The organism is Pseudomonas sp. 01L34 (genome assembly GCF_056400265.1).
Genome location: NZ_JBFTSX010000008.1, coordinates 183,314 through 205,715 on the forward strand (window position 1 = coordinate 183,314; position 22,402 = coordinate 205,715).

Below are 22,402 nucleotides of genomic sequence, written 5' to 3' on the forward strand. Positions count from 1 at the left end.
TGCGGAAGGACTTTATTTCAAAAAACCATATGCGATGGTTTCAAGTGTCCTTACTTGAACTGCAGAGACCGGACCTTTACCGCGCCTCCGCCGGGTGTCTTATCCTTGAGCCAGAGGATCTTGGCCGTACGTGGTGCCTCGAGTTGCTTCATTGCTGCTGACAAGCATCCGTGCGTTTCACGTTCACTGCGGTCCAGATAGGCCTTGACCAGCTCAAACTCTGCGGGGGTCAAACCACGCAGTTCCAGCTCCAGGGGACGCTCGTCGCGAAGCCGTCCAGCGGTTTTGGCCGCGTCCAGGGCCATTGCGAGACGGTCGATCAGTCTTTCGTACAACTCCGGTTTTGTAGCTTTTTGCTGTGAATCAACCATCCATCACCTCATTGAAGATAAGACTCACTCCCCTTTTAGAGCTTAGCTTCGCTGAAAAAACCGGCTGAGCGCCGCGACCAACGGCCCTTGGGGCGGGAATTGACCGCGCCCTTGCGTGTAATCAGGGTTTCCCTCGGTAGAGTGCCGTCATGTATGCTACGGCGCTTCCTGTAACTCCACTTCCAGCTCGGCTGGGCAGCGAAACGCCGATTTGGCGTCATCACCGTCCAGCGTTGCATTGAAGAGGATTAGGCCACCCCTATTCAGTTCAAAAGTAGCCATGCACGAACAATATCAGCCCCGTGAAATCGAAGCCGCCGCCCAGTCGTTCTGGGACGAGCAAAAGTCCTTTGAAGTCAGTGAACAGCCAGGCAAGGAGACTTTCTACTGCCTGTCGATGTTCCCTTACCCCAGCGGCAAGCTACACATGGGGCACGTGCGCAACTACACCATCGGCGACGTGATCTCCCGCTACCAGCGCATGCAAGGCAAGAACGTCCTGCAACCCATGGGTTGGGACGCCTTCGGCATGCCGGCGGAAAACGCCGCGATGAAGAACAACGTAGCGCCCGCCAAGTGGACCTACGAAAACATCGCTTACATGAAAAGCCAACTGCGCAGCCTGGGCCTGGCGGTGGACTGGTCGCGCGAAGTGACCACCTGCAAGCCCGATTACTACCGCTGGGAACAATGGCTGTTCACTCGCCTGTTCGAAAAAGGCGTGATTTACAAAAAAAGCGGCACTGTGAACTGGGACCCGGTCGACCAGACTGTTCTGGCCAACGAGCAAGTGATCGACGGTCGCGGCTGGCGTTCCGGCGCACTGATTGAAAAGCGCGAAATCCCGATGTACTACTTCAAGATCACCGCTTACGCGGATGAGCTGCTGGAGAGCCTCGACGAACTGACTGGCTGGCCTGAACAGGTCAAGACCATGCAGCGCAACTGGATCGGCAAATCCCGCGGCATGGAAGTGCAGTTCCCGTACGACGTCGCTTCCATCGGTGAAGCCGGCGCGTTGAAAGTCTTCACCACCCGTCCGGATACCCTGATGGGCGCGACCTACGTTGCCGTGGCCGCCGAACACCCTCTGGCTGCCCTGGCGGCGCAGAACAACCCTGAACTGCAAGCGTTCATCGCTGAATGCAAGGGCGGCAGCGTTGCTGAAGCCGACGTCGCCACTCAAGAGAAAAAAGGCCTGCCGACCTCGCTGTTCGTCGAGCACCCGCTGACCGGTGAGAAACTCCCGGTATGGGTCGCCAACTACGTGCTGATGCACTACGGCGATGGCGCGGTCATGGCAGTTCCGGCGCACGACGAGCGTGATTTCGAGTTCGCCCACAAGTACAACCTGCCGATCAAATCGGTGGTGCGCACAAGTGCCGGTGACACCAATCCTGCCCCGTGGCAGGACGCTTACGGCGAGTACGGCACGCTGATCAATTCCGGCGAGTTCGATGGCCTCGACTTCGCAGGCGCTTTCGACGCTATCGAAGTCGCACTGATCAAGAAAAACCTCGGCGCCTCGCGCACCCAGTTCCGCCTGCGCGACTGGGGCATCAGCCGTCAACGCTACTGGGGCTGCCCGATCCCGATCATCCACTGCGATACTTGCGGTGATGTACCGGTCCCGGAAGATCAACTGCCCGTGGTGTTGCCGGAAGACGTGGTACCGGACGGCGCTGGTTCGCCGCTGGCACGCATGCCCGAGTTCTACGAGTGCGCTTGCCCGAAATGCGGTGCACCGGCCAAGCGTGAAACCGACACCATGGACACCTTCGTCGAGTCCTCGTGGTACTACGCCCGTTACGCCTCGCCGCACTTTGAAGGTGGCCTGGTAGAAAAATCGGCGGCCGACCACTGGTTGCCGGTGGATCAGTACATCGGCGGTATCGAACACGCGATTCTTCACCTGCTCTACGCGCGCTTCTTCCACAAGCTGATGCGCGATGAAGGCCTGGTGAGCTCCAACGAGCCGTTCAAGAACCTGCTGACCCAGGGCATGGTGATCGCCGAGACTTACTACCGTCGTGAAGCCAACGGTGCCTACACCTGGTTCAACCCGGCGGACGTCGAACTCGAACGCGACAGCAAGGCCAAGGTCATTAGCGCCAAGCTGATCGCCGACGGTCTGCCGGTGGAAATCGGCGGCACCGAGAAGATGGCCAAGTCGAAGAACAACGGCGTCGACCCACAGTCGATGATTGACCAGTTCGGCGCAGACACCTGCCGCCTGTTCATGATGTTCGCCTCGCCACCTGACATGAGCGCGGAATGGTCCGACTCCGGAGTTGAAGGTTCGCACCGCTTCCTCAAGCGCGTTTGGCGCCTGGCTCAAGCGCACGTCACTCAGGGCCTGCCGGGCAAACTGGACGTCGCCAGCCTGAACGACGAGCAGAAAGCCATTCGCCGTTCGATCCACCAGGCCATCAAGCAGGCCAGCCACGACGTCGGCCAGAATCACAAATTCAACACCGCCATCGCCCAGGTGATGACGCTGATGAACGTGCTGGAAAAAGCCCCGCAAGGCACCGAACAGGATCGCGCGCTGATTCACGAAGGCCTGGAAACCGTGACTCTGCTGCTGGCCCCGATCACCCCGCACATCAGCCATGAGCTGTGGCATCGCCTGGGCCACGCCGACCCGGTGATCGACGCCGGTTGGCCGGTGCTGGACGAAAGCGCGCTGGTACAGGACAGCCTGCAACTGGTCATTCAAGTGAATGGCAAGCTGCGCGGCCACATCGAAATGCCAGCCAGCGCCAGCCGCGAAGAAGTCGAAGCCGCCGCACGGGCCAACGAAAACGTCCTGCGCTTCGTCGATGGCCTGACTATTCGCAAAGTGATCGTAGTGCCCGGGAAACTGGTCAATATCGTCGCCAGCTAAAAATTGGATCGGGCGCCAGGTGAGCCTGGCGCCGAGTAAAACCTTTCGGGCCGCTTGACCGGCCCACATGGTTTCAAGGGGAGCAACAAGATGATCAAACGCAATTTGCTGGTGATGGGCCTTGCAGTCCTGCTGAGCGCCTGCGGTTTCCACCTGCGTGGCACCGACACCACCGAACTGGCGATCAAGGAACTCGACCTGAGTGCCCGCAATGCCTACGGCGAAACCGTGACACAATTGCGTCAGGTACTGGAAAGCAGCGGCGTCCGGGTCTACAGCGGCGCACCTTACAAACTGGTGCTGACCGATGAGCAGGAAAGCCAGCGCATCCTCAGCTATGCCGGTGCCGGCCGTACTGGCGAGTACCAGGTGAACACCGTGCTCAATTACGACATCCGTAGTCAAGGTGGCCTGCCACTGCTGAGCGACAAGCTTGAAGTGCAGAAGGTGTTCATCCACGATGGCAACAACCTGGTAGGTTCCGACCAGGAAGCCAACGATGCCCGCCGCGAGACTCGTCGTGAACTGGTTCAACGCATGATGCTGCGTCTGCAACAGCTCACTCCGACTCAGTTGGAGCAGCTGCAACAGACCGCCGACGCCCGGGCCAAGGCTGAAGCCGCCGCGCTGGAAGCAGCGCAGAAGGCTGAAGCGGAGACTCCGCGTCAGTCGCCTGTCGAACTGCCGCAGCAATAAGACTTACGGGGCGCTCAGGCGCCCCGTTCGCCTCCTCTTATGAAACTCGCCCCCGCCCAACTCGGTAAACACCTGCAAGGCGCTCTTGCGCCGGTCTACATCATCAGTGGCGATGACCCACTGCTGTGCCAGGAAGCCGCCGACGTCATTCGCGCCGCTGCTCGCCAACAAGGTTTCGATGAACGCCAGGTCTTCGCCGCCGACGCCAGTTTCGACTGGGGTACGCTGCTGCAGGCTGGTGCAAGCATGTCGCTGTTCGCCGAAAAACGTCTTCTGGAACTGCGCCTGCCCTCCGGCAAACCTGGTGACAAAGGCGCCGCCGCGCTCATCGAGTACTGCTCGCACCCGGCAGAAGACACGCTACTGCTGATCAGCCTGCCCAAGCTTGATGGCAGTGCGCAGAAAACCAAGTGGGGCAAGGCGCTGGTCGAAGGTCCGCAGACCCAGTTCGTGCAAATCTGGCCCGTGGACACCAACCAGTTGCCGAGCTGGATTCGTCAACGACTGTCCCAGGCCGGGCTTTCCGCCAGCCAGGACGCCGTCGAACTGATCGCCGCTCGGGTCGAAGGCAACTTGCTGGCTGCCGCCCAGGAAATCGAAAAGCTCAAGCTGATGGCCGAAGGTGGTCAGATCACCGTCGAAACCGTGCAAGCGGCGGTGGCCGACAGCGCGCGCTTCGACGTCTTCGGCTTGACCGACGCGATCCTCAACGGCGAAGCCGCTCATGCCCTGCGCATGCTCGAAGGGCTGCGCGGCGAAGGCGTCGAACCGCCGGTGATTCTCTGGGCGCTGGCCCGTGAACTGCGCCTGCTGGCCAACCTGTCGCTGCAATACAGCCAGGGCGTGCCGCTGGACAAAGCCTTCAGCCAGGCCCGACCGCCGGTCTGGGACAAGCGCAAACCACTGATTAGCAAGGCACTGCAACGCTACTCGGCACAACGCTGGGCGCAATTGCTGCTTGAAGCACAGCGCATCGACGCGCAGATCAAAGGCCAGGCAGCGGGTTCACCCTGGATGAGTTTGAGCCGGTTGACGTTGTTGATGGCTGGGCAGAGATTGTCGTTGCCTGCCGAATAACCTGTTTTCCAGCCTGCACCAACCTCTGTGGCGAGGGAGCTTGCTCCCGCTGGGTTGCGAAGCGACCCCGAAACGGTTTTACGACTGCTCCGCAGCCGAACGGGAGCAAGCTCCCTCGCCACAGGTCATCATTTCCTACACATCCTGGGGACTAGACAGAACCCCAACTTCGGCCGATGATTTGTCCCGCAAAATCCACTCACTTGCGAGAAATCATCATGAGTAAAAAGCCATCCAAGCATGGCCCCAACAAGGCCAAATCCATCATCGCCCAGCCACTGTTCCGCAGCCGTCAGGAACGAGCCGGCAAGGGCAAAGGCAGCTACCGCCGCGAAGCCTTCCAGTCTAATAGCTGGGAGACTTCTTACTTTCTGGCAGCCTGAAAGGCAAGCCATCGCTCAACATGTTAAGGTCTGCACCTGATTCGTATCCTCTGGACCTGTGCATGCCCCTTTGTCTTTCCCGTCGTTGGCACCTTCGCCAATTGATAGCTGCCTCCAGCCTCGTTCTGCTTGTCGCCTGCGCGGAAAAACCCACCGCCGCCGACGCCCAGCCGCTTCAAACCCAAGCCGTTGCCACGGCCCCCGCGGTCGTTCCGCCGGTGGTTCCGACCGGTGAGGATCTCGACATCCAGCCCACCCAGACCTTTGCCGAATGGCAGTCGGGTTTTCGCAAAGACGCCCTCGCCGCCGGCATTCGCGCCGACCTGTTCGACCGTGCCTTTGCCAATGTCAGCTTGGACGCCAGCGTGATCCGTGCCGACCGCAGCCAGCCGGAATTTACTCGTCCGGTGTGGGAATACCTCGATGGCGCGCTGTCGCCGCTACGGGTACGCAAAGGTCAGGCACTGGTCAGCCAGTACGCCGATATCCTGCAAAGCATCGAACAGCGCTATGGCGTCGACCGTCAGGCACTGGTCGCGGTGTGGGGCATGGAGAGTAATTTCGGTCAGTTCCAGGGCAACAAGTCTGTGATCAACTCCCTGGCAACCCTGGCCTATGAAGGTCGACGCCCAGGCTTTGCTCATGCGCAGCTGATCGCTGCCCTGCAAATCCTGCAACAGGGTGATATTGAACCCGAGAAAATGCTCGGCTCCTGGGCGGGCGCCATGGGCCAGACCCAGTTCATCCCGACCACCTACAACACCCACGCCGTAGACTTCGACGGCGATGGCCGCCGTGACATCTGGAACAGCGCCGCTGATGCACTGGCCTCGACCGCGCACTACCTGCAAAGCTCCGGCTGGCAGAAAGGCCAGCCGTGGGGCTTCGAAGTCCAACTGCCGAGCAGCTTCAATTACGTCCTGGCCGATGGCGCGATTCGCAAAAGCGTCGCCGAGTGGCAGCAACTGGGGGTCACCCTGCCCAATGGTGCCCAGGTTCCGGCCGGTTCCGAACACCTGTCGGCCGCCCTGCTCCTGCCGGCAGGCTATCGCGGCCCGGCATTCCTGATCTTCGATAACTTCCGCGCAATCCTCAAGTACAACAACTCGTCGTCCTACGCCTTGGGCGTGAGCCTGTTGTCTGAGCGTTTCAATGGCGGTGGCCTGATCAACGGTCTATGGCCAAAAGATGACTTGCCGCTGAGCCGTACCGAGCGAATCGAGCTGCAAACCCTGCTGAGCGCCCGGAACTATGACGCCGGCACCCCCGACGGCATCATCGGCGCCAATACCCGTAAAGCAATCCGCAGCGCGCAGCAGTCGTTTGGCTGGCCGGCGGATGGGTACCCTACGCACAAGTTGCTCGAAGGTTTGCGTAACCGCTAAAAGCAAAAGATCGCAGCCTTCGACAGCTCCTACAGGGTTTTGTGTACACCTGCAGGAACTGCCGAAGGCTGCGATCTTTTTTGCGATGTGTTGTTACTTGATCACCACATCCTGCTCCAACACCAACGTCTTGCTCCCCGCATCCAGCCTGACCAGTGCCCCCATCGGCAACGTCAGGTTCGGATCGCAATGCCCGCTGCGCCACCCCGCCAGCACGGGTATGCGCAACGACGCGAAGGTCTGCTTGAGCAAGCCCTCCAGCGCGATTGTGTCCACGCCCGCCACATCCCCCACCAGAACCCCGCGCAACTTGTGCAGCGTGCCGGCCAGACGCAAGTGGGTCAGCAGCCGATCAATGCGATAAAGCGGCTCGTTGATGTCTTCGATGAACAGGATGGCGCCCTCGGCGTCGATCTCGTAAGGCGTGCCCATGGTCGCGGCGATCATCGACAGATTGCCCCCCAGCAAACGCCCGTGAGCAATGCCTGGCGAGACGGTCGTCAACGGGTAGGCCACAGGGTGCGCCAGCACGCTGTCCGCCGTCACTTGCCCGCGCAACATGTTGAAAAACGAGGACTCGGTGGGTTTCTGCTTGTCACCCAGCAGGTCAGCATTGAGCATCGGGCCGTGAAACGTCACGAACCCCGCATAACGGCTGATTGCCAGATGCAGTGCAGTGATATCGCTATAGCCGATGAACGGTTTGGCATTGTTGCGCAGTAACTCGAAATCGATCCGATCGAGCAAACGCGGCGTACCGTAACCGCCACGCAAACAGATGATGGCGTCGACCTCGCTGTCGGTAAATGCCGCGTGCAAGTCATTGAGCCGCACATCGTCGCTGCCGGCCAGGTAGCCGTCTTTCTCGTAAACACCGGGGAACACTCGCAGCGAATAGCCGCGAGCGCGCATCCAGGCAATCGCTTTACCGGTGTCCAGGGCAGCGGGGCCGGCAGGCGCAATGACGCCGATCAGCCCTGCAGGCGGCAAGGCCGGAACAGGGACGTGAGGACAAAGGGTGTGGGTCGGTCGAGCAGTCATCCATGATTCTCCCTGTGTGAATGCTTCAGCACACAGTAGTCAGGAACGGGAATAAACAAAAGAGGGTCAGTCGCACCACGGCTTGCAGGAAAAGCCTGCAGAGGATGTGGGCACCGCCAATGAAAACGCCCGCAAGGACTAACCTTGCGGGCGTGCTCTTTTCTCAGCGCGGAATCAGGACGACATCAATTCGGCCTTGACCAGCTTCGCCTGCTCGTCGGCGTGGTACGAGGAGCGTACCAGCGGGCCGGAAGCGACGTTCTTGAAGCCCATCTTGTAGCCTTCCTCGGCAAACCAGGCGAAGGTGTCCGGGTGCACGAAGCGCTGGACCGGCAAGTGGCTGCGGGACGGTTGCAGGTACTGGCCCAGGGTCAGCATGTCGATGTCGTGTTCGCGCATGCGTTTCATGACTTCGATGACTTCTTCGTCGGTTTCGCCCAGACCCAGCATCAGGCCGGACTTGGTCGGAATGTGCGGCATCATCTGCTTGAAGCGTTGCAGCAGGGTCAGCGACCACTGGTAATCCGACCCCGGACGCGCAGCCTTGTACAGGCGCGGCACGGTTTCCAGGTTGTGGTTGAACACATCTGGCGGCTCGGCGGCGGTGATTTCCAGTGCGACGTCCATGCGGCCACGGTAGTCCGGGACCAGGGTTTCGAGCTGTACGTTCGGCGACAGTTTGCGGATTTCGCGGATGCAGTCGGCAAAGTGCTGGGCACCACCGTCACGCAGGTCGTCACGGTCTACCGAGGTGATGACCACGTATTTCAGTTTCAGGTCGGCGATGGCAATGGCCAGGCTTTCCGGCTCGTTCACGTCCAGTGGCTTCGGACGACCATGGCCAACGTCGCAGAACGGGCAACGACGGGTGCAGATATCGCCCATGATCATGAAGGTCGCGGTGCCGCCGGAGAAGCACTCGCCCAGGTTCGGGCAGGATGCTTCTTCGCAAACGCTGTGCAGCTTGTGTTTGCGCAGCAAGGCCTTGATGCGGTCGACTTCCGGGGAAACCGGGATGCGCACGCGAATCCAGTCTGGTTTCTTCGGCAGTTCGGTGGTCGGGATGATCTTCACCGGGATGCGTGCAACCTTCTCGGCGCCGCGCAGCTTGACGCCGGCTTCAACCTTGGCACGCGGGGCCGGACGCTCGGTGACATCGAGCGTCGGGATCATGGTTTGCACTGCATCAGTAGTCATATCAATCGATTCCGCCCGTTAGGGTCGTCTGCTCAGCATAGTCGAGGTGTTTGACGAGCTGCGCGCGCAGCCGGGCACTTACCTCGGCAAATTCAATCGGTCCTGCGTGATCGCGCAGCTGGGTCATCGCCAGCCCGGCATAGCCGCAGGGATTAATCCGTCGAAACGGTTCCAGGTTCATATCCACGTTCAGGGCCAGGCCATGAAAGGAACAACCGTGGCGGATCCGCAGACCCAAGGACGCGATTTTCGCGCCATCGACATAGACACCCGGTGCATCCGGCTTGGCGGATGCGGTCACGCCGTAACTGGCCAGCAACTCGATCAGGCACTGCTCCATGCGGCTGACCAGGTCACGCACGCCGAACCCCAGCTTGCGCACATCCAGCAACAGGTAGGCCACCAACTGGCCCGGACCGTGGTAGGTCACCTGCCCACCGCGGTCGACCTGCACCACCGGAATATCACCTGGCAGCAACAGATGCTCAGCCTTGCCGGCCTGGCCCTGGGTGAACACCGGTGGGTGCTCGACCAGCCAGATCTCGTCAGCGGCATCACTGCCGCGTTCGTTGGTGAAGCGCTGCATGGCATGCCAGACCGGCTCGTAAGCCATCTGGCCGAGTTCGCGAAAGCCCAGCGTGCCAGGCATCACAGCACCATGTGCACGAAGCCGGTAGCCCGCAGTTCGCTGTTGATGTTGTACAGCTGGTCCTGGTCGGTGGCGACGATGTGCAACTGAATCGTGGTGTACTTGCCGTTGGTGCTTTGGCGCTCATCAACGCGGTCATGGTTGATCGTCGCGTGTTTCTTGACGATCTCGATGATCTTGTCTTTGTTGCCCACACCCGTATCGCTGATCACCTTAACCGGGTAATCAACGTTGGGGAATTCGATCTTAGGCGCCTTTACTTCGGTATCGGTCATGGCGTAACGGCCTCGTAAGCGTAAGCCGTGGCGACAGCAAGGCCCCACGCCGGATCAGCGTGGGGCCTTGCAGGTGCACACTATCAGTTGAACAAGCCGTAGAAGAATAGACGGATGCTATCCCACATGCGGCGGAAGATACCACCCTCGTCGACTGCGTCCAGAGCGATCAGGTCGGCGCTGTGCACCACTTTGTCGTCCAGTTTCACTTCGACTTTACCGATCACGTCGCCCTTGGCGATGGGTGCAACCAGTTGCGGGTTCATGGTCATGCTGGCAGCAAGCTTCTTCAGCTGGCCTTTTGGCAAGGTCATGGTCAGGTCTTCAGCCAGGCCGGCCTTGACTTGATTGGTGGTGCCTTTCCAGACAGGTGCCTGAGCCAGCTCGGCGCCTTTCTGATAGAAGGTCTGGGTTTCAAAGAAGCGGAAACCGTAAGTCAGCAGCTTCTGGGTTTCGGCAGCACGAGCCACTTCGCTGTTGGTGCCGAACACCACGGCGATCAGGCGCATGCCATCACGTACGGCCGAAGACACCATGCAGTAGCCGGCTTCGTCAGTGTGACCGGTTTTCAGACCGTCGACAGTCTTGTCGCGCCACAGCAGCAGGTTGCGGTTAGGCTGCTTGATACCGTTCCAGAAGAACTCTTTCTGCGAGTAGATCGCGTAGTGAGCCGGGTCTTCGTGGATGATCGCGCGAGCCAGCACGGCCATGTCGTGAGCCGACGAGTAGTGCTCCGGGTTCGGCAGACCGGTCGGGTTCATGAAGTGGGTGTTGGTCATGCCCAGATCAGCAACGGTTTTGTTCATCAGGTCGGCGAATGCGTCTTCGCTGCCGGCGATGTGCTCGGAGAGCGCAACACTGGCGTCGTTGCCCGATTGAATGATGATGCCGTGCAGCAGGTCGCTGACGGTAACTTGCGAGCCGACCTTGATGAACATCCGCGAACCACCGGTACGCCAGGCGTTCTCGCTGACGGTCACCGGATCGTTTTCGCCGATCTGGCCACGACGGATTTCCAGGGTCGCGATGTACGCGGTCATCAGCTTGGTCAGGCTGGCCGGCGGCAGACGCTGGTCACCGTTGTTCTCTACCAGCACGTTGCCGCTGCTGGCATCCATGAGTACGTAGGCTTTGGCGGCCAATTGCGGTGGCGACGGCATCATCTCGACCGCGAAAGCCGCGGGAGAGAGAAGCAGCGGGACTAGCAGGCACAGGCGTTTGGCAAAGGTGGTGATGTTCATCCGTCTCTCGAAATCGCTAATGGAAACTGCCCTAGGGCAAAACTAATCAGACAACTTTTGAAAAAGCTGTCACGTGTTCAGTTGCTCACTCTGTAACCCTTGCCGGGCTTTTGTTCTTCAACGAGCCAACAACCCGGTTCGCCCCCAAAACTGCAAGCGAACCGTCAATCAAGTACTACGTGTTACTCGGCGCTGACCAGGCTCGGTGAACCGAGATTGGCCAGCCGCACGCTGTTCTGCACCTGCTGGATTTCACCCGCAGAGCCGATCGGCCCCATGCGCACCCGATGCAGTGTCTGCTGGTTACGCACGATCGAGCTGATGAACACCGGAGCGCTCACCATCCCGCTGAGCTTCGATCTCAGGAGCTCTGCAGCGTCCGGGTTGGCGAACGCGCCCACCTGCAGATACTGGCCAGAGGCTGGTACAGAAGCGTTTTTTTTTGCATCGATCTGCACGGGCACAACGGCCGCGGCGTGTTGCTGCGGCGGTGGCGTCCATTGCTCGACGGTGCCAGTGGAAGCGGTCATGGTCGGCGCGGCATTTTGCGCCACTTGCGGCTCGTTGAGCATCAACGGCGCCGGACGACCTCTCTGCGCCCACCATTCCTGCGGGTCGATGCCTTCGACCTTGACCCGCGCCGTGCCGATTTCAGCGTAGCCAAGCTTCTTGGCGGCCGCGTAGGACAAGTCGATGATCCGGTCTGAATAGAACGGCCCACGGTCATTGACCCGCAGAATCACCGTCTTGTTGTTGTCCAGGTTGGTCACCCGAACGTAACTTGGCAGTGGCAAGGTCTTGTGGGCGGCGCTCATGCCATACAGGTCATACACCTCGCCGTTGGCGGTGTTCTGGCCGTGAAACTTGGTGCCATACCAGGACGCCGTGCCCGACGCGACGTAGGTCTTGGATTCCTGCAGCGGGAAGTAGGTCTTGCCCAGCACGGTGTACGGGTTGGCTTTATAAGGACCGCTGTGCAGGGTCGGCGTGGCATCCGGGATGCGCGATACGTCGACGTCCCACCAGGGTGCGCCATCCTTGTGCGCCCGGTTGATGTCCAGGCCGGGGGCCGAACGAACGGCGGTGGAAGACTTCTGAGTCGGTGAGCGGCTGGTCGAACAACTGGCGACCAGCACCGCCAACGCGGCGAATGCCATGAGCTTCAGGGGTTTATTCATAGGCAATGCCCGCATTACTTGACGCCCCGTGCTTGGACCAGCTGTTCAGACAGTTGATGTACGGCCATGGCGTACATCACGCTGCGGTTATAACGCGTGATCGCGTAAAAATTCGTCAGGCCCATCCAGTATTCAGGGCCATTGTCACCTTCCAGGCGGAAAGCCGTGACCGGCATATCATCGCGCAGCGCATCATGACTCGACCAGCCCAGCGCCCGCAACTCCCCGACGGTTTTCGTCGGTTCGATGCCGTCGGTCAGCCCCTCGTCCACCTGATCGCCGCGCACATCGGCACGGCTGACCACAGGTTCGCCGGCGACCCAGCCGTGTTGCTTGAAATAACTGGCGACGCTGCCGATGGCATCATCGGGGTTGTTCCAGATATTAATGTGGCCGTCACCGTCGAAATCCACCGCATAGGCGCGAAAGCTGCTCGGCATGAATTGCGGCAAGCCCATGGCCCCGGCATAGGAGCCTTTGAGGGTCAACGGGTCGACCTGCTCTTCACGGGCCAGCAGCAGGAATTCACGCAACTCCTTGCGGAAGAAATCAGCACGGGGAGGATAGTCGAAACCCAGGGTCGACAAGGCGTCGATCACCCGATAATTACCGGTATTGCGACCAAAAAAGGTCTCGACGCCGATGATCGAGACGATCACCTGCGCCGGCACACCGTATTCCTGCTCGGCGCGAGCCAGCACCGCCTCGTGCTGACGCCAGAAGTCCACGCCACGGGCGATGCGCGCGTCGGTGATGAACATCGGGCGATATTCTTTCCACTGCTTGACGCGTTCGGCGGGTTTGGAGATCGCGTCCAGAATCGACTGTTTGCGCTCGGCTTCGCGGAACACGCCCATCAGCTGTTCACCGGCAAAGCCGTAGTCACGGGTCATTTCACCAACGAACTCGGCCACCTGGGGTGAGCCTTCGTAATCGCCGGCCAATGCTTCCTGCACGGAACCAAGGATGCTCACCAGGCCGACCCACGGTGCGTATCGAGTCGCCCAGCCACGCATTACTTGCATTGAAATCTTCACCTTATTCAAACCTGCGCGATCCACTTGCGATGGGTATGGATCGACATCAAAACCCCAAACGCTGACAGTAGCGTCACCAGCGAAGTTCCTCCGTAGCTAATGAAGGGCAACGGCACCCCCACCACCGGCAACAGGCCACTGACCATACCGATGTTGACGAAAACGTAAACAAAAAACGTCATGGTCAGGCTGCCCGCAAGCAATTTGCCAAACAACGTCTGGGCCTGGGCGGTAATCACCAGCCCGCGACCGATCAACAGCAGGTAAATCAGCAACAGCGCGCAGATACCGACCAGGCCGAACTCTTCACCCAGGACCGCAATAATGAAGTCGGTGTGGCTTTCTGGCAGGAAGTCCAGGTGCGACTGGGTACCGAGTAACCAGCCCTTGCCAAACACGCCACCGGAACCGATGGCCGCTTTCGACTGAATGATGTTCCAACCCGTGCCCAGCGGATCGCTCTCGGGGTCGAGGAAGGTCAGGATTCGCTGCTTTTGATAGTCGTGCATGATGAAGAACCACATCGCCACGGCCACCGGCACGGCGGCGGCGATCACGCTGAGGATCCAGCGCCAGCGCAGGCCACCCATGAACAGCACGAATGCGCCACCGGCGAGGATCAGCAACGAAGTGCCGAGGTCGGGCTGACGCACGATCAGAATGAACGGGACACCGATCAGCACCAGACTGATCCCCACGTGCTTGAGCTGGGGTGGCAAGGAACGCTTGGCCAAATACCAGGCGATGGTCGCCGGCATCAGGATCTTCATGAATTCCGAGGGCTGGAAGCGGATCACCCCGGGGATATTGATCCAGCGGGTGGCCCCCATGGCGTTATGGCCCATGACGTCCACCACCACCAGCAAGATCACGCCGACCACATAGCCGAGCGGCACCCAGCGGGCCATGAAGCGCGGTTCGAACTGGGCGATGACGATCATCGATATCAGGCCGATGCCGAAGGAAGTGGCTTGCTTGGCCAGCAGATCCCAGCTCTTGCCGCTGGCCGAATACAGCACGAACAGGCTGCCGGCAGCGAGGGTCAGCAGCAGGATCAGCAGCGGGCCGTCGATGTGCAGGCGTTGCAACAGCGTCGCACGGCGACGCATCACATCCTCGCTGGAGAGCATGCGATCGAAATTATTCTTCACGGGCCGTAGCCTCCGCACTGATAGGGCTGGCGTATTCGGCTTTCAGTCGTCCGTCCTGGTCGAGGAGCCAGGCGTCCATCACTTGACGCACCACCGGCGCGGCGACGCCGGAGCCGGACTCGCCGTTCTCGACCATCACCGACACCACGATTTGCGGGTTGTCGGCCGGCGCGAAGCCGACGAACAAGGCGTGGTCGCGGTGGCGCTCCTGCACCTTGGAGCGGTCGTACTTCTCGCCCTGCTTGATCGCAACCACCTGGGCCGTACCACTTTTGCCGGCTATCCGGTATTGCGCGCCGATCGATGCCTTGCGCGCCGTACCCCGGGCACCGTGCATTACCTGCTGCATGCCGTGATTGACCTTGGTCCAGTCCGACGGGTCGCGCAGGATAATGTCCGGCATCGGATGTTCATCCTTCGGCTTCTCGCCCTCGATGGTCTTGGCCAGGTGCGGACGATTCCAGACACCCTTGTTGGCCACCAGTGCCGTGGCCTGCGCCAGTTGCAACGGAGTGGACTGCATGTAGCCCTGACCGATCCCCAGAATCAGCGTCTCGCCCGGGAACCAGGCCTGACGACGGGTCACGCGCTTCCATTCCCGTGTTGGCATCAGCCCCGGCGACTCTTCGAACATATCCAGGGAGACCTTCTGGCCAATGCCGAATTTGCTCAGGTAGGACGACAACCGATCAATCCCCAGCTTGTGCGCCAGGTCATAGAAGTAGGTGTCGTTGGAACGCATGATCGCCGTGTCGAGATCGACGAAGCCGTCACCGGTACGGTTCCAGTTGCGGTACTTGTGATCGTAGTTGGGCAGCATGTAGTAACCCGGGTCGAACACCCGGGTCGACGCCGTGACCACGCCCGCATCCAGGCCGGCAATCGCCACCGCTGGCTTGATGGTCGAACCGGGCGGGTACAGACCGCGCAGCACGCGGTTGAACAGTGGCCGGTCGATGGAGTCACGCAGCTCGGAGTAGGCCTTGAAACTGATGCCGGTGACGAACAGGTTCGGATCGAAACTCGGCTGGCTGACCATCGCCAGCACCTCACCGGTTTTCGGGTCCAGCGCTACCACCGCGCCACGGCGACCGCCAAGCGCGGCTTCGGCAGCTTCCTGCAATTTGATGTCCAGGCTCAGGACGATGTCCTTGCCGGAAATCGGCTCGGTACGTTTGAGTACCCGCAGCACACGGCCACGGGCGTTGGTCTCGACTTCTTCGTAACCGACCTGACCGTGCAATTCGGGCTCGTAGAAGCGCTCGATGCCGGTTTTGCCAATTTGATGGGTGCCGCTGTAACTCACCGGGTCCAGAGACTTGAGCTCTTTCTCGTTGATCCGCCCCATATATCCCACCGAGTGCGCAAAGTGCGCGCCCTGCGGATAGTGACGAACCAGCTGCGCGACCACTTCCACACCGGGTAGACGGAACTGGTTCACCGCGATGCGGGCGATCTGCTCTTCGGTCAACTCGAACAGGATCGGCACCGGCTCGAACGGCCGACGCCCCTGACGCATACGCTTCTCGAAGATCACCCGGTCCTCGGGCGTCAGCTCCAGCACTTCGACGATCACGTCGAGCACTTGCTGCCAGTCGCCGGAGCGTTCACGGGTCATGCTCAGGCTGAAGCTGGGCCGGTTGTCGGCCACCACCACGCCATTGCGGTCGTAGATCAGCCCGCGAGTCGGCGGAATCGGCTGCACATGGACGCGGTTGTTTTCCGACAGGGTCGAGTGGTACTCGTACTGGATCACCTGAAGGAAATACAGCCGCGCGATCAGCACGCCGATCAGCGTCACCACCGTAATAGCCCCGAACACGACGCGGCCACGCACCAGACGGGCGTCTTTTTCGTGGTCCTTGATGCGGATCGGCTGGGACATGAGGGCAGAACTACTTGTGGTAAGGGTGGCCGGACAGCACTGTCCAGGCACGATACAGCTGTTCACCGATCAGAATCCGCACCAACGGGTGCGGCAACGTCAACGGCGACAACGACCAGCGTTGATCCGCCCGGGCACAGACTTCCGGCGCCAGCCCCTCGGGGCCGCCGACCATGAAATTCACCGTGCGCGAGTCCAGCCGCCAGCGATCGAGTTCGACCGCCAGTTGCTCGGTGCTCCAGGGCTTGCCGTGGACTTCGAGGGTGACAACGCGCTCGTTCGGCCCGACCTTGGCCAGCATGGCTTCGCCTTCCTGACGGATAAAGCGCGCCACGTCGGCGTTCTTGCCGCGGGTGTTGAGCGGAATTTCCACCAGTTCCAGCGCCAGCTCGGAAGGAAGACGCTTGGCATATTCATGCCAGCCTTCTTCCACCCACTTGGGCATGCGTGAACCGACGGCGATCAGTCGCAGTCGCACAGCGTTCCCTTATTGCTGGTCTTTGTTGAGCTTGGTGAAATGCTCATGGGTGTTCTCAGGGCTGTGGTGTGCAGCGCTGGCAGAACGGCTTTGCTCGGCGCCGGCCCACAGGCGTTCCAGGTCATAGAACTGGCGCGCCGAGGCAGTCATCATGTGCACGATGACGTCGTCCATATCCAGCAGCACCCAGTCGCTGTCGCCCTTGCCTTCTTCACCCAGCGGCTTGACGCCTTGGGCTTTGACGGCTTCGCGGACCTTGTCCAGCATCGCGCCGATCTGGCGGTTGGACGTACCGGTGGCGATGATCATGTAGTCAGTGATGCTCTGCTTTTCACGAACGTCGATCACCTGGATGTCCTGGGCCTTGACGTCTTCCAGGGCCGCTACGGCAACCTTGACCAGCTCTTCGCCGGCCAGTGGCGCGCCAGTTGGTGCTTCTACTGGCAGCGGTGCGCTCTTGAATGTGCCCTTGCGCTTTACTTTGTTTACGTCTTTGTCAGTCATATAAAACTCGTTTTGCTCGTATGTTCGGGCGCTTCGATACACGCATTCACGTGCCTTGAAGCGCGCCCTTTTTCAGTTCGACGCACGGTAAAGTCCGTGCGCATCGATGTAGGCCAGGACCGCGTCGGGCACCAGGAAACGTACCGACTTACCGCTGGCCAGCAGTTGACGGATCTGGGTGGCGGATACCGCGAGCGGTGTCTGCCAGACGAATGCAATCTGTCCGCTCGGCCCTTTGAGGGCCAGCGGGTCGCTCACCGAACGTGCTGCCAGCAGGTTGCGCAAGGCATCCGGCGGTTCGCTGTCGGCATCCGGGCGTTGCAGCACCAGGATGTGGCAATGCTGGAGCAACTCTTCCCAGCGGTGCCAAGTGGGCAGGCCGCAAAATGCGTCCCAGCCCAAAAGTAGAAAAACCTGGTCTGAAGCGGCAAGTTCGGCGCGCATCAGTTCCAGGGTGTCGATGGTGTAGGACGGCTTGTCCCGCTGCAATTCGCGGGCATCCACCACCAACGGTGCCACACCGGCCACCGCGCACTTGACCATCGCCAGACGGTCCTTCGCCGATACCTGCGGCTTGTCCCGATGGGGCGGCCTGGCACTGGGTGTCAGACGCAACTCATCGAGAGCCAGCGATTCGGCGACTTCCAGCGCACCGCGCAAATGGCCGATGTGCACCGGGTCGAAGGTCCCGCCCAGTACGCCAATGCGTCGAGGCCGGGGCTCGCTGGCGGTCACTGGGGCTGACGGGTCGAGGTCGCCCAAGTCAGAGCGACTCCTGGCCGCGCAGCTGACCGTCACCGACCACGATGTACTTCTCGCAGGTCAGACCTTCGAGGCCCACCGGGCCGCGGGCGTGCAGCTTATCAGTAGAAATGCCAATCTCGGCACCCAATCCGTATTCGAAGCCATCGGCGAAGCAGGTCGGGGTGTTGATCATCACTGAGGACGAATCGACTTCAGCCACGAAACGCCGGGTGTCAGCCAGGTTTTCGCTGACGATCGAGTCGGTGTGATGGGAGCCGTACTGGTTGATGTGCTCGATGGCCTGGTCCAGCCCGTCGACCACGCGGATCGAGAGGATCGGCGCCAGGTATTCGGTAGTCCAGTCTTCTTCAGTGGCCGCGACGGCCTCGATGATCGCCCGGGTGCGCTCACAACCGCGCAGCTCGACGCCTTTTTCGCGGAATTGGGCAGCCATCGCCGGCAAAAACTCTTTGGCAACTGCCTGATCGACCAACAGGGTTTCCATCGCGCCGCAGATGCCGTAACGGTAAGTCTTGGCGTTAAATGCGATGCGCTGGGCTTTCGGCAGATCGGCGTGGGCACTGACGTAGACGTGACAGATGCCGTCCAGGTGCTTGATGACGGGCACGCGGGCATCGCGGCTGACCCGTTCGATCAGGCCACGGCCGCCGCGGGGCACGATGACGTCGACGTATTCGGGCATGCTGATCAGCGCGCCGACGGCGGCACGGTCGGTGGTTTCGACCACTTGCACCACCGCGGCCGGCAGATCGGCCTCGGCCAGGCCGCGCTGGATGCAGGCGGCAATGGCGCGGTTGGAGTGAATCGCTTCGGAGCCGCCACGCAGGATGGTCGCGTTGCCGGACTTCAGGCACAGGCTGGCAGCATCGATGGTCACGTTAGGCCGGGATTCGTAGATGATCCCGATCACGCCCAACGGCACGCGCATCTTGCCGACCTGAATGCCCGACGGCCGGTAACTCATGTCGCGGATCGCGCCGACCGGGTCCGGCAAGGCCGCGACCTGACGCAAACCGACGATCATGCCGTCGATGCGCGCCGGGGTCAGCGCCAGGCGTTCCAGCAGGGCCGGCTCAAGACCATTGGTGCGGCCAGCGGCCAAATCCAGTTCATTGGCTGCGGTCAGCTCGGCGCGCGCAGCATCCAGCGCATTGGCGGCCGCCTGCAAGGCGCGGTTTTTCTGCGCGGTGCTGGCACGGCCGATCACGCGGGAAGCTTCGCGGGCGGCGCGACCCAAACGGGTCATGTAGTCAAGAACGGACTCAGTCATGGTCTGCTGTGGTCTTGGTAAAGAGGAAAGCGGCAGATTATAGCTGTCGCGTCTCGGGACTAACAGCGGTGACGGGCGGATGGTCGAAATGGAAGGCAATTTGCCGACGTTCAGCCGTGATTAAGTTGCATATTGTTATCATCACGACTCAATCAGCCCTGATAAACGCTGTTCATCATGACTAACCTGACTGTTCGTGCGTCCGAAACGCGCCCGCCCAAGGCTCTGCCGGATGCATTTTTCGACCGCGACGCCCAAACGCTGGCCCGGGATCTGCTGGGCAAAATCATCCGCCACCGGGTCGACGACCTGTGGCTCAGCGCCCGGATCATCGAGACCGAAGCCTATTACTGCGAAGAAAAGGGTAGCCACGCCTCCCTGGGCTACACAGAAAAGCGTAAGGCTTTGTTTCTGGATGGCGGCCACATCTATATGTATTACGCCCGCGGCGGCGATTCCCTGAACTTCAGTGCCCAAGGTCCGGGCAATGCGGTGCTGATCAAATCCGCCTATCCATGGGTCGATGAACTGAGCGGGCCAGCCAGCCTGGCGCAGATGCTGCTGAACAATCCCGACGCCCAGGGCCGCCCTCGCCCCTCGCAAAAGCTGTGCGCCGGGCAGACGTTGCTGTGCAAGGCGCTGGGGCTGAAGGTGCCGGTCTGGGACGCCAAGCGTTTTGACCATGAAGTGCTGCTGGTGGAAGACATCGGGCCTGCGCCCGGCCATATCATCCAGACCACACGCCTGGGCATCCCCCAGGGGCGCGACGAACATTTAATGTACCGTTTCGTCGATGCGGCTTACGCGCCGTACTGCACTCGCAATCCGATGCGTCGGGGTCAGGTCGAAGGGCGTGATTATTTTTTGCTGACTTGAAACGTGCCCGGGCAAACGGGAATCCCAGTGGGAGCGGTCGTTCAGCATTTGGGAGATTCATCCCTTTGGGGCCAAGTGAACATTCGATGGAGTTGTTTTTATGGGCCCATGGCTCGATAGCGTGATCGGTTGGCTGACGGTCAATCCGCAGTGGCTGGCCATGGCAGTGTTCGTAGTGGCGTGTGTGGAGTGCCTGGCGATTGCCGGGCTGATCGTACCCGGTACGGTGTTGTTGTTTGCCGCGGCAGTACTGGCCGGCAGTGGCGCACTGTCGCTGGGTGAAACATTGCTGCTGGGTTTCCTCGGCGGCGTGCTGGGCGACATCGTTTCGTATTTCCTGGGACGACATTTCCACCAGAACATCCGGCGCCTGCCGGGGTTGCGCCATCATCCGGAATGGATCGCCAGGGCCGAAGCGTATTTTCAGCGTTATGGCATCGCCAGCCTGTTAGTCGGACGCTTTATCGGCCCGTTGCGACCAATGCTGCCGATGGTCGCAGGTATGTTCGATATGCCCTTCCCCCGCTTCGCCGCCGTCAGCCTGTTGGCCGCCGCGGGCTGGAGCGTTGCCTATCTGCTGCCCGGCTGGGCCACCGGCGCGGCGATTCGCTTGCCATTGCCCGAAGGGTTCTGGCCCGAGGCCGGGATCGTTGCCGGCAGCATCGCCGTCATGGCGGGTTTGAGCATTACCAGCAGCATGCGCCGCCATCGCAAGGCGACGATGCTGATCACCGGCATGAGTTTTCTAATTCTGGCGGGACTGTTCATCGGCTATCCGCACCTGACCGCCCTCGACCAAGGGTTGATGACCCTGGTGCAGGAACACCGCAGCCCGATGCTCGATGAAGTAGCCGTGGTGTTCACGCTGATTGGCGAGTTCCGCAACATGTTTATGATCAGCGCCCTGTTGACGGCCCTGCTGTTGCTGACGCGACAATGGCGGCACGCGATCTTCGCCGGCAGCACGTTGCTTTTCACCGCGCTGGGCAACACGGCAACCAAGCACTTTTTCGCCCGCATTCGCCCGGAAGTGCTGAGCGATCCACTGACCAGCTACAGCATGCCCAGCGGCCACGCCTCGGGCTCGTTCGCGCTGTTTCTGACGCTAGCGGTGCTGGCTGGCCGCGGACAACCGCCGCGAATGCGCCTGACCTGGTTGTTGCTGGGTTGTTTGCCGGCGCTGGCGATTACCCTGTCGCGGGTTTACCTGGGGGCGCACTGGCCTACCGATGTACTGGCCGGCGCGATGCTGGCGGCATGCGTGTGTGCGGCGAGCCTGTGGCTGACGCAACGCCAGGCGCCGCTCAACGCCATGCCACCCAAAGTCTGGTGGCTGGTGTTGCCGTCGTTGCTGGCGTTGTTCGGCTTCTTTGTGTTGCGGCATTTGCCGCAAGCTTTGTTGCGGTATGCATATTGAGGATTGACAGATCGCACCTGTAGCGGCTGCGATCTTTCAGTGGACATCAGGCAAACAACTCACCCTGCAGTTCATCCAGCAACGCCTGAATCGCATCCAGCCGTTGCTGCGGATCATCGAGTTGCAGCAAGTCGATCTTGTCCACCTCGGAAAACGGCAACAGATACGCCAACTGATTGGCCAGCGACTGTTGCCCCGTCGCTTCGGAGCCCATGCTCAGTGCTTCGACCATCGGGTGTTCCGCCAAGGCCTTGAGCAGCGCCACCAGATCGGCGTCTTCATCCTGTAGCGGTTGCTCGGGCTCATCTTTGAGCCACTCGACGTCGGCGACGATCAACTGGTCGCGCTGCACCTCGGTGCGCACCACGTGAAAACGCCGCCCGCCCTTTACCCGAATGCCCAGCAGGCCGTTGTCCTGCTGATGGAAATCGGTGATCAGCGCCTCGCACCCCACCCGCGCGTAGCCTTCAGGAGCGATGCCGACTTCTTCGCCCTCGAGAATGCACACCACGCCGAAGCCGCTGCCCTGTTTCATGCAACGGCCGATCATGTCCAGGTAGCGTGCTTCGAAAATCTGCAAGTCGAGGATGCAGTCCGGAAACAGCACCGTGTTCAGCGGAAAAAGCGGCAGACTCATAG

At 60.8% G+C, this 22,402-nt stretch carries 22 protein-coding genes; 7 read left to right on the forward strand and 15 right to left on the reverse strand.

All coding sequences use genetic code 11. The features are described from left to right. Positions 1–50: 50 nt before the first annotated feature. Entirely contained in the window at positions 51–371 is a 321-nt protein-coding gene (locus AC1DQM_RS24525; RefSeq protein WP_019650894.1) for a hypothetical protein, read from the reverse strand. Between the two features lie 280 nt (positions 372–651). Between AC1DQM_RS24525 and leuS the strand changes: the two genes are divergently transcribed. The 5 genes from leuS (at position 652) to AC1DQM_RS24550 (ending at position 6,799) form a co-directional block, all read left to right on the forward strand. After that, the gene (leuS, locus tag AC1DQM_RS24530; RefSeq protein ID WP_019581340.1) at positions 652–3,258 is read left to right on the forward strand and encodes a leucine--tRNA ligase; all 2,607 of its coding nucleotides are present in this window, start codon (positions 652–654) and stop codon (positions 3,256–3,258) included. A gap of 90 nt (positions 3,259–3,348) precedes the next feature. After that, positions 3,349–3,954 carry an LPS-assembly lipoprotein LptE gene (locus tag AC1DQM_RS24535; RefSeq protein ID WP_477746979.1) on the forward strand — a complete coding sequence of 202 codons (606 nt, stop codon included), beginning with the start codon at positions 3,349–3,351 and terminating at the stop codon, positions 3,952–3,954. Between the two features lie 39 nt (positions 3,955–3,993). After that, a complete protein-coding gene (gene holA / locus AC1DQM_RS24540) occupies positions 3,994–5,031 on the forward strand; it encodes a DNA polymerase III subunit delta (protein WP_477746980.1) in 1,038 nt (345 codons plus the stop codon). Positions 5,032–5,249: 218 nt separating this feature from the next. After that, entirely contained in the window at positions 5,250–5,414 is a 165-nt protein-coding gene (gene arfA / locus AC1DQM_RS24545) for an alternative ribosome rescue factor ArfA (RefSeq protein WP_477746981.1), read from the forward strand. A 62-nt stretch (positions 5,415–5,476) separates the two neighbouring features. Beyond that, positions 5,477–6,799 (forward strand): lytic murein transglycosylase, encoded by a 1,323-nt coding sequence (locus AC1DQM_RS24550; protein ID WP_258612714.1) that lies wholly within the window; start codon positions 5,477–5,479, stop codon positions 6,797–6,799. 93 nt (positions 6,800–6,892) lie between these two features. Here AC1DQM_RS24550 and AC1DQM_RS24555 read toward each other — a convergent pair whose 3' ends face one another. The 13 genes from AC1DQM_RS24555 to AC1DQM_RS24615 all read right to left on the reverse strand — a co-directional run bounded on the left by AC1DQM_RS24555 (position 6,893) and on the right by AC1DQM_RS24615 (position 19,470). Continuing rightward, positions 6,893–7,840 carry a S66 peptidase family protein gene (locus tag AC1DQM_RS24555; RefSeq protein ID WP_477746982.1) on the reverse strand — a complete coding sequence of 316 codons (948 nt, stop codon included), beginning with the start codon at positions 7,838–7,840 and terminating at the stop codon, positions 6,893–6,895. A gap of 174 nt (positions 7,841–8,014) precedes the next feature. Continuing rightward, positions 8,015–9,037 carry a lipoyl synthase gene (gene lipA / locus AC1DQM_RS24560; protein ID WP_007946663.1) on the reverse strand — a complete coding sequence of 341 codons (1,023 nt, stop codon included), beginning with the start codon at positions 9,035–9,037 and terminating at the stop codon, positions 8,015–8,017. A 1-nt stretch (position 9,038) separates the two neighbouring features. Beyond that, positions 9,039–9,686, reverse strand: a complete 648-nt coding sequence (gene lipB / locus AC1DQM_RS24565) for a lipoyl(octanoyl) transferase LipB (protein WP_007937425.1) — start codon at positions 9,684–9,686, stop codon at positions 9,039–9,041. After that, complete coding sequence (locus AC1DQM_RS24570) at positions 9,686–9,961, reverse strand: DUF493 domain-containing protein (RefSeq protein ID WP_003215438.1); 276 nt, start codon at positions 9,959–9,961, stop codon at positions 9,686–9,688. Before AC1DQM_RS24570 ends, lipB begins: the two co-directional genes overlap by 1 nt. A gap of 83 nt (positions 9,962–10,044) precedes the next feature. Continuing rightward, positions 10,045–11,202 (reverse strand): D-alanyl-D-alanine carboxypeptidase family protein, encoded by a 1,158-nt coding sequence (locus AC1DQM_RS24575; protein WP_018925757.1) that lies wholly within the window; start codon positions 11,200–11,202, stop codon positions 10,045–10,047. Between the two features lie 182 nt (positions 11,203–11,384). Next, positions 11,385–12,395 carry a septal ring lytic transglycosylase RlpA family protein gene (locus tag AC1DQM_RS24580; RefSeq protein ID WP_064620605.1) on the reverse strand — a complete coding sequence of 337 codons (1,011 nt, stop codon included), beginning with the start codon at positions 12,393–12,395 and terminating at the stop codon, positions 11,385–11,387. Then, the gene (gene mltB, locus AC1DQM_RS24585) at positions 12,395–13,405 is read right to left on the reverse strand and encodes a lytic murein transglycosylase B (protein ID WP_086945938.1); all 1,011 of its coding nucleotides are present in this window, start codon (positions 13,403–13,405) and stop codon (positions 12,395–12,397) included. The genes AC1DQM_RS24580 and mltB overlap by 1 nt, the downstream gene beginning before the upstream one ends. A 17-nt stretch (positions 13,406–13,422) precedes the next feature. Further along, positions 13,423–14,526, reverse strand: a complete 1,104-nt coding sequence (rodA, locus tag AC1DQM_RS24590; RefSeq protein ID WP_019650887.1) for a rod shape-determining protein RodA — start codon at positions 14,524–14,526, stop codon at positions 13,423–13,425. Positions 14,527–14,557: 31 nt separating this feature from the next. Further along, a complete protein-coding gene (mrdA, locus tag AC1DQM_RS24595) occupies positions 14,558–16,453 on the reverse strand; it encodes a penicillin-binding protein 2 (RefSeq protein WP_111454207.1) in 1,896 nt (631 codons plus the stop codon). 10 nt (positions 16,454–16,463) lie between these two features. Continuing rightward, entirely contained in the window at positions 16,464–16,931 is a 468-nt protein-coding gene (rlmH, locus tag AC1DQM_RS24600; RefSeq protein ID WP_007937439.1) for a 23S rRNA (pseudouridine(1915)-N(3))-methyltransferase RlmH, read from the reverse strand. A 9-nt stretch (positions 16,932–16,940) separates the two neighbouring features. Continuing rightward, positions 16,941–17,435: a ribosome silencing factor gene (gene rsfS / locus AC1DQM_RS24605; protein WP_019581345.1), complete on the reverse strand. Its 495-nt coding sequence runs from the start codon at positions 17,433–17,435 to the stop codon at positions 16,941–16,943. A 72-nt stretch (positions 17,436–17,507) separates the two neighbouring features. After that, on the reverse strand, positions 17,508–18,197 hold the full coding sequence (gene nadD / locus AC1DQM_RS24610; protein WP_018925751.1) for a nicotinate-nucleotide adenylyltransferase: 690 nt from the start codon (positions 18,195–18,197) through the stop codon (positions 17,508–17,510). A gap of 1 nt (position 18,198) precedes the next feature. Next, positions 18,199–19,470, reverse strand: coding sequence for a glutamate-5-semialdehyde dehydrogenase (locus AC1DQM_RS24615; RefSeq protein WP_477746983.1), 1,272 nt, complete (start codon positions 19,468–19,470; stop codon positions 18,199–18,201). 177 nt (positions 19,471–19,647) lie between these two features. On the opposite strand from AC1DQM_RS24615, the gene AC1DQM_RS24620 reads away from it, so the two are divergent. Then, entirely contained in the window at positions 19,648–20,346 is a 699-nt protein-coding gene (locus tag AC1DQM_RS24620) for a DNA-3-methyladenine glycosylase (RefSeq protein ID WP_064620614.1), read from the forward strand. 100 nt (positions 20,347–20,446) lie between these two features. Beyond that, positions 20,447–21,763 carry a bifunctional DedA family/phosphatase PAP2 family protein gene (locus tag AC1DQM_RS24625; protein ID WP_477746984.1) on the forward strand — a complete coding sequence of 439 codons (1,317 nt, stop codon included), beginning with the start codon at positions 20,447–20,449 and terminating at the stop codon, positions 21,761–21,763. Positions 21,764–21,809: 46 nt separating this feature from the next. Here the strand turns inward: AC1DQM_RS24625 and AC1DQM_RS24630 are convergent, their stop codons facing one another. Beyond that, positions 21,810–22,400: an LON peptidase substrate-binding domain-containing protein gene (locus AC1DQM_RS24630; protein WP_477746985.1), complete on the reverse strand. Its 591-nt coding sequence runs from the start codon at positions 22,398–22,400 to the stop codon at positions 21,810–21,812. Positions 22,401–22,402: the final 2 nt, after the last annotated feature.